The following is a 15,112-nucleotide window of genomic DNA, read 5'->3' as shown; positions in this document are numbered from 1 at the left end:
AGCGGGTTACAGGTTCCCCCGCCCCGAAAAACGGCCCTGCATCACAGGAAATATTTAAGCTTGATCGCCTGCTCCACTGGCGCAACGGCCACCGGAAAACTAGCCGACTTGAAGCTCGGCGCACCAAAGCGCAGCACCGGATTGCGCGAGAAACCCACGCCCTCACGCGGGATGCCGGCAAAGGTATCCAGCTTCCCATTGCCATTTTCGTCATGGATGATCGCAATGGCATAATCGCCCGGCGCCAGCGTACCGAGCGGGATCGGGCCGCCCTTCGCCGCCACGGTAAAATGGCGCTTATCCGGGTCTTTCGTGCAGTCAGGAAAGAAAGCAGCCGTGCGCGTCACGCACACCAATATCTGCCCCTTGGCCGACCGCAGCCCGTCCAGCGTCATGCTGAGCGACTGCCCCGTCGGCGCCGCGCCCGTCTGCCCCGCCATCATCGCCAACACTGCGACCCCGATTGCCCGCTTCACCCGCGTCCCTTCCTGAAATCGCCCAGCCCTTTGTCGGTGCCGCACAGCCGGTCCCAGACGCGGAAATAGAGTCCATAATTGCAATTATATTGATCATGATGCCGCTGATGATGGGTCGCGGTGATCAGCCACTTGCCCAGCGGCCCGCCCACCATCCAGCGCGGAAACATCTCCCACCCCATATGATTGCTCACCCCCATGACGGTCATGATCGTCAGCACGCATCCCAGCACACCGACATGAATGGGTATCAGCAGCACCAGCACAGGAATGACGAACGCTCCGGTCAGCGCTTCCCAGGGATGAAAGCTCATCGCGGCCCAAGCGGTCGGCGGGCGGCTGGCATGATGCACAGCATGGGCGACACGAAACAGCCGCGGCCGGTGCATCCAGCGATGCGTCCAGTAAAACCATGTATCATGCAGCACGAGATAGAGCAGCAGCGACACCGGCATCCACCACAGCGGATAAGCGCCGACATCTTCATAGATACGCGTCCACCCCCGCGCCTGCCAGCCCCAGGCGACCACGCCCGCCGGCACGCCGTAGATCAGCGCAGACAGCAGCGACCAGCCAATCTCCCGCCCCATCTGCTTTTCCAGCCCGCGATAGAGGCCCGGCTGCCGAATCCGCGTCGCCAGCGCAAAACCCCCGCTCGCCAGCAGATAGCGCCCGCCGACAATGGCGCTCATCGCAAGAGCGGACAGGAGGATGGCTGCGACCATGGCAGGGGCTATAGGCGCGATCCCGCACGGGCGAAAGCACGGGAATGACGCGCGAGAGGCGATGGTCTGCTAACGACCAGAAGTGGACATGTCCCCCCTCCCGTTTACGGGAGGGGGCTAGGGGGTGGGCTGGACGTCGCGACAGCCCACGCCGCTGCGACTAACGCGCTGCGCGCGCAAGTCTCGCTGCCCCTACCGCAGGCGGGAGGGGAACGTCCCCTTCCCACCCAAATCAGCCATCCGGCAACCGCAGGTCAGGTTCTGGGTCGCGCCTGCCGATAGCTGCCTAGCTGCCGCACCCACTTGGTATGGAATTCCAGTTCCGCCAGCGCCCGGTCGACTGCCGGGTCGCCCGGCATCCCCTCGATGTCGCAGAAGAATTCGGTCGCGGCAAAACTCGCCCCGCGCTGATAGCTTTCCAGCTTGGTCATGTTGACCCCGTTGGTCGCAAAGCCGCCCATCGCCTTGTAGAGCGCGGCCGGGATATTCTTCACCTCGAACAGGAAGGTGGTCATGACCGGCCCGACATTGGCGGTCGGCACCTTCGGTTCGCGCGCCAGCACCAGGAAGCGCGTCATATTGTCATCGCTATCCTCGATATTCTCGGCGATCAGGCGCAGGCCATAAAGCTCCGCCGCCAGATAGGGCGCGATCGCCCCTTCGCCGGGCGTGCGCGTCTCCGCCACCAGCGCGGCCGCGCCCGCCGTGTCGGCATAGGCGACCGGCTGGATTCCCCGCTCGCGCAGATAATGGCGGCACTGGCCCAGCGCCTGCGGATGGCTGATCGCGCTCTTCACCGGGCTGTTGTCGGGCGCCATCAGGCAATGGCGGATGCGCAGGAAATATTCGTCGATGATCGACAGGCCCGATTCGGGCAGCAGGAAATGCATGTCCGCCACCCGGCCATGCAGGCTGTTTTCGATCGGGATGATCGCCCGCGCGGCAAGGCCGCTGCGCACCGCATCGATCGCATCTTCGAACGCGAAACAGGGCAATGGCACGCAATCGGGCGCATAACCCAGCGCCGCCAGATGCGAATTGGCACCGGGCGCGCCCTGATAGGCGACGGCGCGGGCCGGATCGATCGCAGCCTTGGCTGCGAGGTCCGCGACGATCGCGCGGGCGGGGGCGGGATAATTTTCCATGGGTGCCCGCGCGCTTAGGGTTTCCCCCGTCCCCGCGCAAGTATTGGCACGCCCTTCCATGACAATAGGGATGAACCCGGCTTGCGCCTGCGCGTATCCGCCATTATGGCAACCCACAAGAGGGGGCGCGGAAGACAGCCGCCATAACAATAAGGCAAGGGAAGTCGAGCGAGATGGGCGATCGTTTCAATACCGCAGCGGGTTGGGCGTTGTTTGCAGGGATCGTAGCGCTCGGCGGCGCGATCGTCAGTTCCAAGATCTTCCATGAAGAACGGCCCGAAAAGATGGGCTATGCCATCGAAGGCGTCGAAGCAGAGGGTGAAGGCGGCGCGGCCAGCGGCCCCGGCCTCAACACCCTGCTCGCCAGTGCGGACGTCGCCGCCGGTGAAAAGGTCTTCGCCAAATGCGCCGCCTGCCACACCGTCAATCAGGGCGGCGCCAACGGCATCGGTCCCAATCTCTACGGCACGGTCGGTGAGGAAATCGGCCATGGCAAGGCGGGCTTCGCCTTCTCCGAAGCGCTCAAGGGCAAGGGTGGCACCTGGACCTTTGAAGCGCTGGATCACTGGCTGAAGAGCCCGCGCGAATTTGCGCCGGGTACCAAGATGACCTTCGCCGGCCTTGGCAACCCGGCCGACCGCGCCAACCTGATCGCCTGGCTGAACACGCAGGGGTCCAACCTGCCGTTGCCCGCCGCGGACGCTGCCCCGGCCGCCGAAGGCGCGAACGCGGCCGAAGCCGGCAACGCCGCCAACGCCGCCAACGGCGCGGAAGCCCCGGCCGAAAACGCTGCCAACGCCAGCGAGTAAGCGGCAATCACCGATAGCATCGAGATACGCGATCTGACGGGCGCGGCACTGGTTGCCGCGCTCGATTCATTGGCGCAGCTGCGCATCGCCGTCTTCCGCGACTATCCCTATCTGTATGAAGGCAGCGGCGGCTATGAGCGCGGCTATCTGACCGCCTATGCGGAAAGTCCCGGCGCGCTGATCGCGGGCGCCTTCGCGCAGGTGGACGGGCGCGAACAGCTGGTCGGCGCCGCCACCGCCGCCCCCATGGCCGATCATGCCGCCGCCTTTGCCGAGCCCTTTCGCGCACGCGGCATGGACATCGGCCATATCTATTATTTCGGGGAATCGGTGCTGCTGCCGCAATGGCGCGGCCATGGCGTCGGCCACGCATTTTTCGACCGGCGCGAAGCGAAAGCCCGCGAACTGGGCTTCGCCATGGCCAGCTTCTGCGCCGTGATCCGCCCCGCCGACCACCCGGCCCGTCCCGCAGACTACAGCCCGCTCGACCCCTTCTGGCACAAGCGCGGCTATGCGCCGGTCGATGGCCTCATCGGCCATTTCAACTGGAAGGAACCGGGCGAAGAGGCAGCCAGCGACCACGAAATGCAATTCTGGGTGAAGACGCTGTAAGCCTCACCCCCCGTTCGCTTTGAGCGAAGTCGAGAAGCCTGAAGCGCTGCCCTAGCCGTTTCTCGACACGCTCGAAAGGAACGGATCGAGTATCCAGTTCACAAAACCTACCGCGCCGCCACCAGCAGCTTGTCGATCTTGCGCCCGTCCATATCGACGACCTCGAATCGCCATCCCTGATCGTCGATATAATCGCCGACCTCTGGCAAGCGCCGCATCAGCCACAGCGCATGGCCCGCCACGGTCGCATAGTCGCGCTCCTCCGACAGGTCGATACCGATCCGCTCAGCCAGCTGGTCGATCGGCATCTGGCCCGACACCAGCAGGCTGCCATCCTCGCGCTCGACCATGTCCGGTTCGTCATAGGCGTCGCGGTCCGACGCGAAATGGCCGGCAATCGCCGACAGCAGGTCCGCCGGGGTCACGATCCCTTCGAAATGGCCATATTCGTCATGGACCATCACCATCGGCACGTCGGACCGGCGCAGCACTTCCAGCGCGTCCATCGCATCGACCTGATCGGGCACGACCTCCGCCCTGCGCATCAGGCTTTCCACATTGAGCGATTCGCCCCGGAACAGCGCAGTCATGATATCGCGCGCCTGAACGATGCCGATGATATCTTCCACCGACCCGCGCCCCACCGGCAGACGGGTATGCGGCGTTTCCAGCAAGCGGCTGCGAATGGTGGCGTCATCGGCGGCGATGTCGATCCAGTCGACATCCATCCGCTGCGTCATCACCTCGCGCACCGGCCGATCGGCCAGCCGCACGACGCCCGAAATGATCGCCCGCTCGCTTTCCTCGATCACGCCCGACTTGCTCGCCTCCGCGACGATCAGGTGCAGTTCCTCGGCGGTGACATGGCTTTCCGATTCGCGGGCCAGCCCCAACGCCTTGAAAATCAGCCCGCTCGACGCATCCAGCACCCACACGACCGGCGCGGTCAGCCTGGCCAGCCACTGCATCGGCACCGACACCAGCACGGCGATCGGCTCCGGCGCACGCAGCGCGAACTGCTTGGGCACCAGTTCGCCAACGATCAGCGAGGCATAGGTGGTCAAACCGATCACCAGCGCAAAGCCGGCATTTTCGGCGCTATTGGGCGACAGGCCCAGCCCCTGCAACCGCTCGCCCACCGGCCCGCCCAGGCTCGCGCCCGAATAGGCGCCCGATATGATGCCGATCAGCGTGATGCCGATCTGCACTGTGGACAGGAACCGCCCCGGATCGGCAGCCAGCGCCAGCGCGGCCTTGGCCCCGCTGCGTCCGGCCTTCTCCATCGCTTGCAGGCGCGGCTTGCGCGCCGACACGATGGCCAGCTCGGACATGGCAAAGACACCATTCACCGCGACGAGCGCCAGAATGATGACAAGGTCTACCCAGGGAAAGGGCGTCGGATTGTGGGGGGGGATCGTGGCCATGGTGGTCAACTACCTCCTATAACCGTTATTCTTTCAATTTCACAACATCGGCATCATCATTGGTTCAGTTCGCATGTGGAACAAACGTCCTTGTTGAGCCATTAAGGCCGTATTCGGCCGAACGGACGACAGACAAGGGAACAGGATCATGAGGATTTCTCACCGTATCATCGGCGCGGCCGGCCTCGCCGCCATGCTCGCCACCACCGCCTGCACCACCGATCCCCAGACCGGCCAGCGCAGCATCTCCAAGGCCGCGATCGGCGGCATCGGCGGCGCGCTCGGTGGCTATCTGCTCGGCGATCTGGTCGGCGGCCGCAACGACCGCACCGAAAAGATTCTGGGCGCGGGCATCGGCGCCGTCGCGGGTGCGGGTATCGGCGCCTATATGGATGCTCAGGAACGCAAGCTGCGCGAAGAAACCGCCGGCAGCGGCGTGGACGTGATTCGCGACGGCGACAATCTGCTGCTGCGCATGCCCTCGGGCATCACCTTCGCCTACAACAAGTCGGACGTTCAGCCGCAATTCCAGCCGACGCTGAACGACGTCGCCTCGGTCCTGGCTCAATATCCCAAGACCTATATCGACGTGTACGGCCATACCGACAGCGACGGTGCGGACGCCTATAACCAGACGCTGTCCGAACGCCGCGCCCAGTCGGTCGCCGCCTATCTGACCAGCAAGGGCGTCCAGTCCGCCCGCATCGGCACCCGCGGCTTTGGCGAGACGCAGCCGATCGCCTCCAACGCGACCGAAGAAGGCAAGGCCGCCAACCGCCGCGTCGAAATCAAGATCGCCCCGGTAACGGAAGCCGATGTGAAGGGTTAATGCTCCAGCCTGCTCTCCTCCCGCTTGCGGGAGGGGCAGCGAGACTTAACGAGCGAAGCGAATTTAGTCGCAGCGGGGTGGGCAACCACCCCACCCCATCAAAAACTCGCCTTCAACCCATCAATCACGAACTGCGCCGCCAGCGCCGCCAGCAACACGCCCAGCAGGCGGGTAATCACCGCCTCGATCTTGCGCCCCAGCATCGCCATCAACGGCCCCGCCGCGATCAACGCGCCCAGCATCAGCGCCAGCGTCAGCACCACCGCGCCCAGCACCACGCCGCGCTCCGCCATGCCATTGGCCCGCGACATCAACAGCATGACGGTCGCGATCGACCCCGGACCGGCGATCATCGGCATCGCCATGGGAAATACCGACACATCCTCGACATGCGGCTCTTCGGTCGTGATCTTCTGCGCCCGGTCCTCGCGCCGCTGGGTCCGCTTCTCGAACACCATGTCCATCGCGATCATGAACAGCATGATGCCGCCGGCGATGCGGAAACTGTCGAGCGCGATGCCCAGAACGCCCAGCAACTGCTTGCCCCACAGGGCGAAGACCAGCAGGATCGCCGCCGCAATACCGACCGCGCGGATCGCCATGGCCCGCCGCTGCGCGTGACTCGCGCCGCTGGTCAGGCTGGCATAAATGGGCGCGCAGCCCGGCGGGTCGATCACCACGAACAGCGTGACAAAGGCAGAAATGAACAATTCGATCATGATCCGGCCTTCACTCTATCGTCGATCACTGTCTGATAATCATTGCCCGTCCACATCCGCACGCTGACATGGCGGCTGCCGTCGGTCGCCACATCGGCGCTCCAGATCAGGCTTTCGTCGGGCGGAGGCGGCGGGGCGCCCTTGGCCGGCTTGCCAGCGGGTAGCGGCCCCATCGGCGCCCCTTCCGCCGGCCGCTTGCAGGTGGCGACCTTGCCGCTCAGGAATTCCGGCACCTCCCGCGCGACGCTCAGCGTATCGCCATGGTCCATGATCCACTGCCAGCGGCCCTTTTTATCGCGCCGCCAGATAGTCGTGAAATACCCCACAGACCCGTCCGGCCGCTTCCAGTTGCCGGTGCTGGCCGCCAGATCGCCCCCGCACGACACATAGACGATGGACGGCGCCCAGCTCACCGAAGCCGCCGGATTCGCCTGCCTGCGCAACCAGTCCTTCGCCACCACCTTCTGCGGCACGAACATCACGGCATCGTCGGCGGCCGTCTCGGCAAAGGCGGTCCATTGCCCCTTCTCCTGCGCCAGCCGGTTAAAGGCGATCTCCGCCGCGATCACGCTGCTGGGATCGGGCTGGAACCGCAGCGGCGGTTTCGCGGCGACCAGCGCCACCGCCCCCACCATCAACAGTGCCAGCCGCGCCCTCACAGGCCCGCCGGTTTGGTCAGGCCCGCGCGGGCATGCGCCGCGACCAGCGTATTGCGCAGCAGCACGGCGATCGTCATCGGCCCGACGCCGCCCGGCACCGGGGTGATGGCGCGGACATGGGCCAGCGCCTCGGCGGTGGCGACGTCGCCCACGATCCGGCTCTTGCCATCTTCGGTGTCGGCGATGCGGTTGATGCCGACGTCGATCACGGTCGCGCCCGGCTTGATCCACTCGCCCTTCACCATCTCGGCCCGGCCCACCGCAGCGACGACGATGTCGGCGCGATGCACCACGCTGGCCAGGTCACGGGTGCGGCTGTGCGCGATCGTCACCGTCGCGCTTTCCGCCAGCAACAACTGCGCCATCGGCTTGCCGACGATGTTCGACCGGCCAACGACTACGGCTTCCAGCCCGGACAGGTCGCCCAGCTCATCCTTCAGCAGCATGATGCAGCCCAGCGGCGTGCACGGCACCAGCGCCTCCTGCCCCGTCGCGAGCAGCCCCGAATTGACGACATGGAACCCGTCCACATCCTTGGCCGGGTCGATCGCACCGATCACGGCGGCCTCGTTGATATGCTTGGGCAGCGGCAACTGCACCAATATGCCGTCGACCCGGTCGTCCTGGTTCAGTTCCTCGATCAGGTCGAGCAGATCCTCCTCGCCGATGCTGTCCGGGCGCTTGAACTCGAAGCTCTCCATGCCGGCCGCAACCGTCATCTTGCCCTTGGACCGGACATAGACGCTGCTCGCCGGGTCTTCGCCCACCAGCACCACCGCCAGCCCCGGCTTGCGCCCGGTCGCTTCCACGAACGCGCCGACGCCGTCGGCCACCTTGTCGCGCAGGGTTGCGGCAAAGGCCTTGCCGTCGATGATCTTGCCGATGGTCATGTCTGTTCTACCCATGTTGCGATGTGGGCGGTCAGGCGCGCTGCCGCCGCGCCCCCGCCAATAATCCGCAACCGCTTTAGCCGGTTGGTATCGCCCGATTCCAGCAAAATCGCGCTGCGCGGCCAATCCAGCCGTTTCGACAATAAAGCGATCAACGCATCATTGGCCCGGCCCTTTTCGGGCACGGCGCGCACCCGCGCCATCAGCCAGCACGCGCCCTGCGCATCGGTCCAGCCACCGCCGATCGCTTCCTTCGCCGATCCCGGCGTCAGCCGGACGCTCAGCAGCAGGTCATCGCCGGCCGCGCTCCATACAGCGTTCAGGCCACGGCCCGCATCAGCGCCGCAAACAGATTCTGCCGGATCGGCCCCTGCAATATGATGATCGCCAGCAGCACCACCATCGGCGCCAGGTCCAGCGCGCCCAGATCGGGCATGAACTTGCGCACCGGGCGGTAGAGCGGCTCGGTCATCCGGTCGAGCGCATAGAGGCCGTTGCGGACATATTCGTTGGAGGTGTTGATCACGTTGAACACGATCAGCCAGCTCAGCACCGCCTGCACGATGATGATCCACCAGATCGCTTCCAGCACGATGTAGACGATGCCGTTCAGGGCGTTGAGAAGTTCGAACAAGCTACCGGCCTTCCATGCTGCGCTGCCGCGAATGTGACGCTGTATCTAGCGGCGGGGCGCCGCCGGGACAAGCAGCCCTCCGGCTTTATTCCACCAACGGCGGGACAAAATCGACAGGCGCGCTATAGAAGAGGCATGGTATTTCGAGACGCCCTCCCCGCCGACGCCCCGTTGATCGCCGCCATCCATGTCGCCAGCTGGCGCATCGCCTATGCGCACATCATGGACCCCGCCTATCTCGCCGGCCCGATCGAGGCGGAACGGCTGGCGACATGGACGCAACGGCTGGATACGCCGCAACCGGGCCAGCGGATCATCATCGCGGAGCGGGATGGACAAGCGATCGGCTTCACCTGCGTAGTGGGCGGCGCCGATCCGCGCTGGGGAACATTGGTCGATAATCTGCACGCCCTGCCATCGGCCAAGGGCGGCGGCATCGGCACCGCGCTGCTCGATCAGGCGGCGCGCTGGGCGCTGGCGGGCTGGCCGGACGGTGGCCTGTTCCTGTGGTGCTATACCGCAAATGATGCCGCGCGCGGCTTCTATGCGGCACGCGGCGGCATGGAGGTCGAGGATTGGGACAAGCCCGGCCCGGACGGTCGGACGCTGCCGGAAAAGCGCGTCGCCTGGAAAGACCCCCGTCTGCTCATCCGCAACTAAATCCCCCCCCTTCCAAGGGAGGGGTCGGGGGTGGGTGGCAAGCGTAGCAAGCCTGCATCACAGGCAACGCACCGTGCCCCCTCCCGTCAGGAGAGGGGGACGGGTCGTTTTTACTTTCGCACCAGCGTACCCGCACCGCGATCGGTGAAGATTTCCAGCAGCATCGCATGCGGCACCCGGCCATCCAGGATGACCGCCGCGTCCACGCCGCCCTCGACCGCGCGGACGCAGGTTTCCAGCTTGGGGATCATGCCGCCGCTGATCGTGCCGTCCGCCTGCAATATCTCGATCGCCGCCGGGTCCAGATCGGTCAGCAGATTCTTCTCCTTGTCCAGCACGCCCGCCACATCGGTCAGCAGGAAGAAGCGCGACGCCTTCAGCTCCGCCGCGATCGCACCCGCCATCGTGTCGGCGTTGACATTATAGGTATGGCCGTCCGTGCCGATGCCGACCGGCGCCACCACCGGAATGATGCCGCTGGCGGCCAGCGTATCCAGGATACGGCGGTCGACCGATACCGGATCGCCGACGAAGCCCAGGTCGACATTGCGCTCGATCCCCGAATTGGGGTCCGCCTCGCGCTTGCCTGCGACCTTCTCGCACAGGACCAGGCCGCCATCCTTGCCCGAAATGCCCACGGCCCGACCACCGGCGCCGGCGATCCAGCCGACGATTTCCTTGTTGATGGAACCGGCCAGCACCATTTCAGCGATCTTGGCGGTTTCCGCATCGGTCACGCGCAACCCGCCGATAAACTGCGATTCGACGCCCAGCTTCTTGAGCATCGCGCCGATCTGCGGCCCGCCGCCATGAACGACGACGACATTGATGCCCACCGCCTTCATCAGCACGACATCCTCGGCAAAGTCGCGCGCGGCTTCGGGATCGCCCATGGCATGGCCGCCATATTTCACGACGAAGGTCTTGCCCGCATATCGCTGCATATAGGGCAGCGCCTCGACAAGGGTTTCGGCCTTCGCGAGGAGCGCGGGATCGGGAGCGTGCTTGCTGTTCATGCGCGCGCGCATAAGACCATATGCTGCGCACCGCAAGTTTTGCGCGCGCCCGCGATTTAATTAGTTAGCTAAGTAACGAAAACCGCCGTAGCGATTCAACTGTCTAACTCGCTGTCTCACTTACGCGCCCGGACGATCCAGCCGCCGCCCCAGCCCTACAAGCAGATAGATGACCGGCGGCACCAATATCGCCGACAGCAGCACCTTGGCCAGCATCTGCCCCAACAGCAGTTCGCCGATCGGGAACACGCCATAGAAAGCGATCGACACGAACAGCAACGTATCCACAATCTGCGACAATATGCTCGCCGTCGCAGCGCGCAGCCACAGCATCCGGCTCCCTTCCCGACCCTTGAGCGCAGCGAACAGAGTGACGTTCAGCGTCTGCGAAATGCCATAGGCGATGATCCCGCCCAGCCAGATACGCGGCGTGCCCCCCATCATCATGGCAAAGGCCTTGGCCCGCTCCGGGTCCATGTCCCCGGCTGCCGGCGCGGCCAGCACCAGGATGGAAATCAGGATCGAGGCAATCAGTGGCAGGAAGCCGATCTGCACCAGCCGGTTGGCGACCTTGCGGCCATGCAGTTCCGCCACCGCGCTGGAAATCGTCACCAACAACAGGAAGGCGAAGATCCCCGCCTCTACCGCCAGCGGCCCCAGCCCGACCATCGGCCCGATCGCGGACAGCGGCCCCAGCGCGACCTGCTTGTTCCCCAGCACGCCGGCGATGCAGACCATGCCGCCATAGAAGATCGAGAAGGCAAAAAGCGAACGGCTGATGGGCGCGGGCGAAGCAGTCATCGCCCGCCCTTACCGATATTCACCGTCGGGGGGAAGATGCTGCGGCGCCTGTGCCCTACTCCGCCAGCAACTGATATTTCAGCCCCATGGCCTGCGCCAGATTCTTCAGCCGCCGCTCGACCGCCTCGCCATAAAGATCGGCGTCACCATCGCTCAGATGCAGGTCGATCCGATCGCCATGCCGCTCCAGATGCGACACCGCCAGCGGCCCTTCGACCCCGCCCGACAGCCGCTGGGCCAGCCGGATCGCCAGCCCCCACAGCGCCGCACGGCGCAGGTCGTCGGCCTTCGCGATCCGGTCCAGTTCCATCGGCGCTGTCATTCCGCCACCGAAATGGCTGTGCAGCGCCTGCCCCAGCATCGCCCGCTCGGCCGCCGTAATCCCCACCCAGTTGCTGTGCAGCGCAATCTCCACGCCCCGCTCTGCCCGGAAATCCGGGTTGGCGCGCCAGCTCACATCGGCCAGCAGGCAGGCGGCACGGCGAATGCGCCGGGCAGCGGCATCATCATCGGGGAAAAGCGGCGCGATCCAGCGGTCGATCCGGTCGCCATGGCCGCGAAAGCGCGCCTGCGCCTCCCCTTCGGCCTCGGCCGCGACCAGCAGCGGGTCATGCGCGCGGATATCCTCCGGCAGATCCTCATACAACAACCCTTCGCGCAGGCCATAGGCCGACACGATCATCCGGCTGGACCGCAACTGCCGCACCACGATCGACAGCAAGGCGGTCGCATCCGGCATGGTCGGCACGCGCGATCCGGTCATCGCCGGTATCTGTTTCAGTCGGGTCCGGTCGACATGGCTGACGATCCGGGTCAGTTGCTCGGCCCGCGCCGCGCTCATCTCATATTGATGGACGACCGGCAGCGGAAAGCTGGTCAATTGCATGTCGAACCGCGCCAAGGCGCGCCACGATCCACCGACCAGATAGAAGGGCAGGTCAGGCTCCACCGCCCATCCCGCCTTGTCCAGCATCTTGGCAACCGTCCGCTCCAGCGCGCGCGGCCCCTTCGCCCGTATCTGCGGTAGCCGCAGCACGCCCAGCGGCAGCGAAATCGTCTGCTCGATCGCACCATTGCGCACCCGCGCCAGTTCCAGACTGCCGCCGCCCAGATCGCCAACGATCCCGTCCGCGCCGGGAATGCCCGACAGCACGCCCATCGCCGCGCCGATCGCCTCCTGCGCACCAGTCAGCAATTCGACGGTCAGGCCCATGTCCCTGGCGCGGGCGATAAATTCCCCGCCATTGGTCGCATCCCGCACCGCAGCCGTGGCGACACAGCGTATCTCGGTCACCTTCATCGCCTGGCAAAGATGGGCAAAGCGCCCCACGGCGCGTAGGCCGCGATCCATGGCTTCGGGTTCGATCGTGCCAGTCCGCGCCAGCGACGCGCCCAGCCCGGCCATCACCTTCTCGTTGAACAGGATGAAGGGGATGCGGCGCGGCCCGTCATACACGACCAGACGCACGCTGTTCGACCCGATGTCGATGATCGCGATGCGCGCATGCGCCGGTTCAGGCGATGTCGTCATCTGCTCGGCGACAGCGCGCACCCGACTCAGCATCGAATTCATGCAGTAAAGCCCCGCAGGCGCAACGTCGGCACCGCCTCATTGTCGAACGCCGCCCCACGCCCGGACAGCGACGGGTTGGTCATGAAATAGCGGTGCAGGTTGAACGGCTTGTCACCCGGTTCCAGCCGCGCATAATGGCCATCGCTGTCCAGCGACCAGCTTTGTTCGGTGTCGATCAGATTGGCGACCATGACCTGATCCAAAATCTGGTCATGGACCGTCCGATTTTCCACCGGCGCCAGAAACTCCACCCGACGGTCGAAATTGCGCGGCATCCAGTCGGCCGAACTGATGAAGACCTTGGCGCCATTATTGGGCAGCGCCTTGCCATTACCGAACACAGCGATGCGGCTATGCTCCAGGAAACGGCCGACGATCGACTTCACCCGGATATTCTCCGACATGCCCGGCACGCCCGGCCGCAGGCAGCATATGCCCCGGATGATAAGGTCGACCTGCACCCCGGCATTGCTCGCGGCATAGAGTTTCTCGATCATCGCCGGATCGACCAGGCTGTTCATCTTGGCCCAGATCGTCCCCGGCCGCCCGGCCCGCGCATGCTCGATCTCCGCGTCGATCAGTTGGCTCAGCGTATTGCGCAGGTCGCGGGGCGACATGACCAGCTTTTCCAGCCGCTTCGGTTCGACATAGCCGGTGATATAATTGAACAGCGCGGCGGCATCGCGGCTATAGGCCGGATCGGCGGTAAAGAAGCTGAGGTCAGTATAGATGCGCGCCGTGATCGGGTGATAATTGCCCGTGCCGAAATGGCAGTAGCTGCGGAACTGCCCCCCCTCGCGGCGGATCACCATCGAAATCTTGGCGTGGGTCTTCCAGTCGATGAAGCCATAGACCACCTGCACGCCGGCGCGCTCCAGCGCGTCGGCCCACATCAGGTTCTGCTCTTCGTCAAACCGCGCCTTCAATTCGACTACGGCGGTCACGGACTTGCCCGCCTCCGCCGCGTCGATCAGCGCGCGGATGATCGCCGACTGCTTGCCCGCGCGATACAGCGTCTGCTTGATCGCCACCACATCGGGGTCGGACGCCGCCTGCTTCAGGAAGGACACGACGACGTCGAACGCCTCATAGGGATGATGGACGACGATGTCCTTTGCCCGGATCGCGGCGAAGCAATCGCCGCCATATTCGCGGATCCGCTCGGGGAAGCGCGGCACATAAGGCTCGAACTTCAAATCGGGCCGATCGGTATCAACGATGCCGGACAGGTCGCCGATACCGATGAAGCCCTCGACCTCGTCGACGATCGCCTCATGCCCCTGAAGCATGTCCTGCAACATCTCCTCGACCGGTTCGGGGATGCGCTCTTCAATCTCCATGCGGATCACGCGCCCGCGCCGGCGCCGCTTGATCGCGCTACGGAAGTACCGGACCAGATCCTCCGCTTCTTCCTCGATTTCGATATCACTGTCGCGGATGATGCGGAACACGCCGCTGTTGCGCACCCGATAACCGGGGAAGAGGTCCGCGGAAAAGCGTCGGATCACCGCCTCCAGCGCCATATAGCGCACCGGCTCGCCCGGTATCCGCACGAAGCGGGCAAGCGAGGACGGGATCATCACCAGTTCGCGGATCGGCTGCTTGTCCGACAGGCGCTCCAGATCGAAGACGATCGACAGACCCTGATTGGGAATGAAGGGGAAAGGATGCGCCGGGTCCAGCGCCTGCGGCGTCAGGATCGGGAAAATCTGCGTCAGGAAATGTTCGCGCAGCCATTGCGCGCAGCCGACATCCATCTCGCTTGACGGGCCGATCACCTCAATCCCCACCTGCGCCAGTTCGGCATGGACCGCGCCCCACACCTTCTGCTGCGCCCGCATCAGCCGCGCGCTTTCCTCGGTAATGGCGGCCAGTTGCTGCGCCGGGGTCAGCCCGTCGGCGGAGCGCAGGTCGACATCCTGCAACTGCTGCCCTTTCAGGCCCGCCACCCGGACGGAGAAGAATTCATCCAGATTGGCGCCCGAAATCGACAGGAACCGCAACCGCTCCAGCAGCGGATGGGCGCGGTTCATCGCCTCCTCCAGCACCCTCTGGTTAAACGCCAGCCAGGACAGCTCGCGATTGAAATAACGGTCGCTGGGCAGCGCCAGGCTGGCGGAGGGATCGGCTTCGGCCACGG

General features: G+C 65.0%; 17 protein-coding genes. 4 read left to right on the top strand and 13 right to left on the bottom strand.

What is annotated here, in order from left to right:
* Positions 1-41: 41 nt before the first annotated feature.
* The 3 genes from RQH62_RS01520 to RQH62_RS01510 all read right to left on the bottom strand — a co-directional run bounded on the left by RQH62_RS01520 (position 42) and on the right by RQH62_RS01510 (position 2,346).
* Positions 42-443, bottom strand: coding sequence for a DUF2141 domain-containing protein (locus tag RQH62_RS01520; RefSeq protein ID WP_311267499.1), 402 nt, complete (start codon positions 441-443; stop codon positions 42-44).
* 29 nt (positions 444-472) lie between these two features.
* Positions 473-1,201: a sterol desaturase family protein gene (locus tag RQH62_RS01515; RefSeq protein ID WP_311266970.1), complete on the bottom strand. Its 729-nt coding sequence runs from the start codon at positions 1,199-1,201 to the stop codon at positions 473-475.
* Positions 1,202-1,455: 254 nt separating this feature from the next.
* Positions 1,456-2,346 carry a prephenate dehydratase gene (locus tag RQH62_RS01510; protein WP_184269712.1) on the bottom strand — a complete coding sequence of 297 codons (891 nt, stop codon included), beginning with the start codon at positions 2,344-2,346 and terminating at the stop codon, positions 1,456-1,458.
* Between the two features lie 173 nt (positions 2,347-2,519).
* On the opposite strand from RQH62_RS01510, the gene RQH62_RS01505 reads away from it, so the two are divergent.
* Together RQH62_RS01505 and RQH62_RS01500 are read left to right on the top strand one after the other, a co-directional pair.
* A complete protein-coding gene (locus RQH62_RS01505; protein ID WP_311266969.1) occupies positions 2,520-3,155 on the top strand; it encodes a cytochrome c family protein in 636 nt (211 codons plus the stop codon).
* Between the two features lie 33 nt (positions 3,156-3,188).
* Positions 3,189-3,767 carry a GNAT family N-acetyltransferase gene (locus tag RQH62_RS01500; RefSeq protein ID WP_311267498.1) on the top strand — a complete coding sequence of 193 codons (579 nt, stop codon included), beginning with the start codon at positions 3,189-3,191 and terminating at the stop codon, positions 3,765-3,767.
* Between the two features lie 107 nt (positions 3,768-3,874).
* Here the strand turns inward: RQH62_RS01500 and RQH62_RS01495 are convergent, their stop codons facing one another.
* On the bottom strand, positions 3,875-5,191 hold the full coding sequence (locus tag RQH62_RS01495; RefSeq protein WP_311266968.1) for a hemolysin family protein: 1,317 nt from the start codon (positions 5,189-5,191) through the stop codon (positions 3,875-3,877).
* Between the two features lie 148 nt (positions 5,192-5,339).
* Between RQH62_RS01495 and RQH62_RS01490 the strand changes: the two genes are divergently transcribed.
* Positions 5,340-6,020 carry an OmpA family protein gene (locus RQH62_RS01490; RefSeq protein WP_311266967.1) on the top strand — a complete coding sequence of 227 codons (681 nt, stop codon included), beginning with the start codon at positions 5,340-5,342 and terminating at the stop codon, positions 6,018-6,020.
* Positions 6,021-6,118: 98 nt separating this feature from the next.
* Here the strand turns inward: RQH62_RS01490 and RQH62_RS01485 are convergent, their stop codons facing one another.
* From RQH62_RS01485 to RQH62_RS01465, 5 genes are read right to left on the bottom strand one after another with little or no spacing between them, the layout of a single operon-like run.
* Positions 6,119-6,739, bottom strand: coding sequence for a MarC family protein (locus RQH62_RS01485; RefSeq protein ID WP_311266966.1), 621 nt, complete (start codon positions 6,737-6,739; stop codon positions 6,119-6,121).
* Positions 6,736-7,398: a DUF4440 domain-containing protein gene (locus tag RQH62_RS01480; RefSeq protein ID WP_311266965.1), complete on the bottom strand. Its 663-nt coding sequence runs from the start codon at positions 7,396-7,398 to the stop codon at positions 6,736-6,738. Before RQH62_RS01480 ends, RQH62_RS01485 begins: the two co-directional genes overlap by 4 nt.
* Complete coding sequence (folD, locus tag RQH62_RS01475) at positions 7,395-8,288, bottom strand: bifunctional methylenetetrahydrofolate dehydrogenase/methenyltetrahydrofolate cyclohydrolase FolD (RefSeq protein ID WP_311266964.1); 894 nt, start codon at positions 8,286-8,288, stop codon at positions 7,395-7,397. Before folD ends, RQH62_RS01480 begins: the two co-directional genes overlap by 4 nt.
* Positions 8,285-8,572, bottom strand: coding sequence for a DUF167 family protein (locus tag RQH62_RS01470; protein ID WP_311267497.1), 288 nt, complete (start codon positions 8,570-8,572; stop codon positions 8,285-8,287). Before RQH62_RS01470 ends, folD begins: the two co-directional genes overlap by 4 nt.
* A gap of 35 nt (positions 8,573-8,607) precedes the next feature.
* Positions 8,608-8,922: a YggT family protein gene (locus RQH62_RS01465; protein ID WP_184269699.1), complete on the bottom strand. Its 315-nt coding sequence runs from the start codon at positions 8,920-8,922 to the stop codon at positions 8,608-8,610.
* Between the two features lie 135 nt (positions 8,923-9,057).
* Here RQH62_RS01465 and RQH62_RS01460 point away from each other — a divergent pair, with 135 nt between their 5' ends.
* On the top strand, positions 9,058-9,582 hold the full coding sequence (locus RQH62_RS01460; RefSeq protein ID WP_311266963.1) for a GNAT family N-acetyltransferase: 525 nt from the start codon (positions 9,058-9,060) through the stop codon (positions 9,580-9,582).
* Between the two features lie 110 nt (positions 9,583-9,692).
* Here the strand turns inward: RQH62_RS01460 and argB are convergent, their stop codons facing one another.
* The 4 genes from argB to RQH62_RS01440 all read right to left on the bottom strand — a co-directional run bounded on the left by argB (position 9,693) and on the right by RQH62_RS01440 (position 15,110).
* Positions 9,693-10,610, bottom strand: coding sequence for an acetylglutamate kinase (argB, locus tag RQH62_RS01455; RefSeq protein WP_311266962.1), 918 nt, complete (start codon positions 10,608-10,610; stop codon positions 9,693-9,695).
* Positions 10,611-10,718: 108 nt separating this feature from the next.
* On the bottom strand, positions 10,719-11,399 hold the full coding sequence (locus RQH62_RS01450) for a queuosine precursor transporter (RefSeq protein WP_311266961.1): 681 nt from the start codon (positions 11,397-11,399) through the stop codon (positions 10,719-10,721).
* 55 nt (positions 11,400-11,454) lie between these two features.
* Positions 11,455-12,972: a Ppx/GppA family phosphatase gene (locus RQH62_RS01445; protein ID WP_311266960.1), complete on the bottom strand. Its 1,518-nt coding sequence runs from the start codon at positions 12,970-12,972 to the stop codon at positions 11,455-11,457.
* Positions 12,969-15,110: an RNA degradosome polyphosphate kinase gene (locus RQH62_RS01440; protein ID WP_311266959.1), complete on the bottom strand. Its 2,142-nt coding sequence runs from the start codon at positions 15,108-15,110 to the stop codon at positions 12,969-12,971. The genes RQH62_RS01445 and RQH62_RS01440 overlap by 4 nt, the downstream gene beginning before the upstream one ends.
* Positions 15,111-15,112: the final 2 nt, after the last annotated feature.

The sequence above is a fragment of the Sphingobium sp. WCS2017Hpa-17 genome (assembly GCF_031843765.1).
Lineage (GTDB): Bacteria > Pseudomonadota > Alphaproteobacteria > Sphingomonadales > Sphingomonadaceae > Sphingobium.
This window is presented reverse-complemented; position numbering and strand designations above follow the sequence as displayed.

What these genes read in the sequence shown, in the direction of transcription:
- RQH62_RS01520 (WP_311267499.1), bottom strand. Translation starts at nt 443, where the DNA reads ATGATGGCGGGGCAGACGGGCGCGGCGCCGACGGGGCAGTCGCTCAGC.
- RQH62_RS01515 (WP_311266970.1), bottom strand. Translation starts at nt 1,201, where the DNA reads ATGGTCGCAGCCATCCTCCTGTCCGCTCTTGCGATGAGCGCCATTGTC.
- RQH62_RS01510 (WP_184269712.1), bottom strand. Translation starts at nt 2,346, where the DNA reads ATGGAAAATTATCCCGCCCCCGCCCGCGCGATCGTCGCGGACCTCGCA.
- RQH62_RS01505 (WP_311266969.1), top strand. Translation starts at nt 2,520, where the DNA reads ATGGGCGATCGTTTCAATACCGCAGCGGGTTGGGCGTTGTTTGCAGGG.
- RQH62_RS01495 (WP_311266968.1), bottom strand. Translation starts at nt 5,191, where the DNA reads ATGGCCACGATCCCCCCCCACAATCCGACGCCCTTTCCCTGGGTAGAC.
- RQH62_RS01490 (WP_311266967.1), top strand. Translation starts at nt 5,340, where the DNA reads ATGAGGATTTCTCACCGTATCATCGGCGCGGCCGGCCTCGCCGCCATG.
- RQH62_RS01485 (WP_311266966.1), bottom strand. Translation starts at nt 6,739, where the DNA reads ATGATCGAATTGTTCATTTCTGCCTTTGTCACGCTGTTCGTGGTGATC.
- folD (WP_311266964.1), bottom strand. Translation starts at nt 8,288, where the DNA reads ATGACCATCGGCAAGATCATCGACGGCAAGGCCTTTGCCGCAACCCTG.
- RQH62_RS01460 (WP_311266963.1), top strand. Translation starts at nt 9,058, where the DNA reads ATGGTATTTCGAGACGCCCTCCCCGCCGACGCCCCGTTGATCGCCGCC.
- argB (WP_311266962.1), bottom strand. Translation starts at nt 10,610, where the DNA reads ATGCGCGCGCGCATGAACAGCAAGCACGCTCCCGATCCCGCGCTCCTC.
- RQH62_RS01450 (WP_311266961.1), bottom strand. Translation starts at nt 11,399, where the DNA reads ATGACTGCTTCGCCCGCGCCCATCAGCCGTTCGCTTTTTGCCTTCTCG.
- RQH62_RS01445 (WP_311266960.1), bottom strand. Translation starts at nt 12,972, where the DNA reads ATGAATTCGATGCTGAGTCGGGTGCGCGCTGTCGCCGAGCAGATGACG.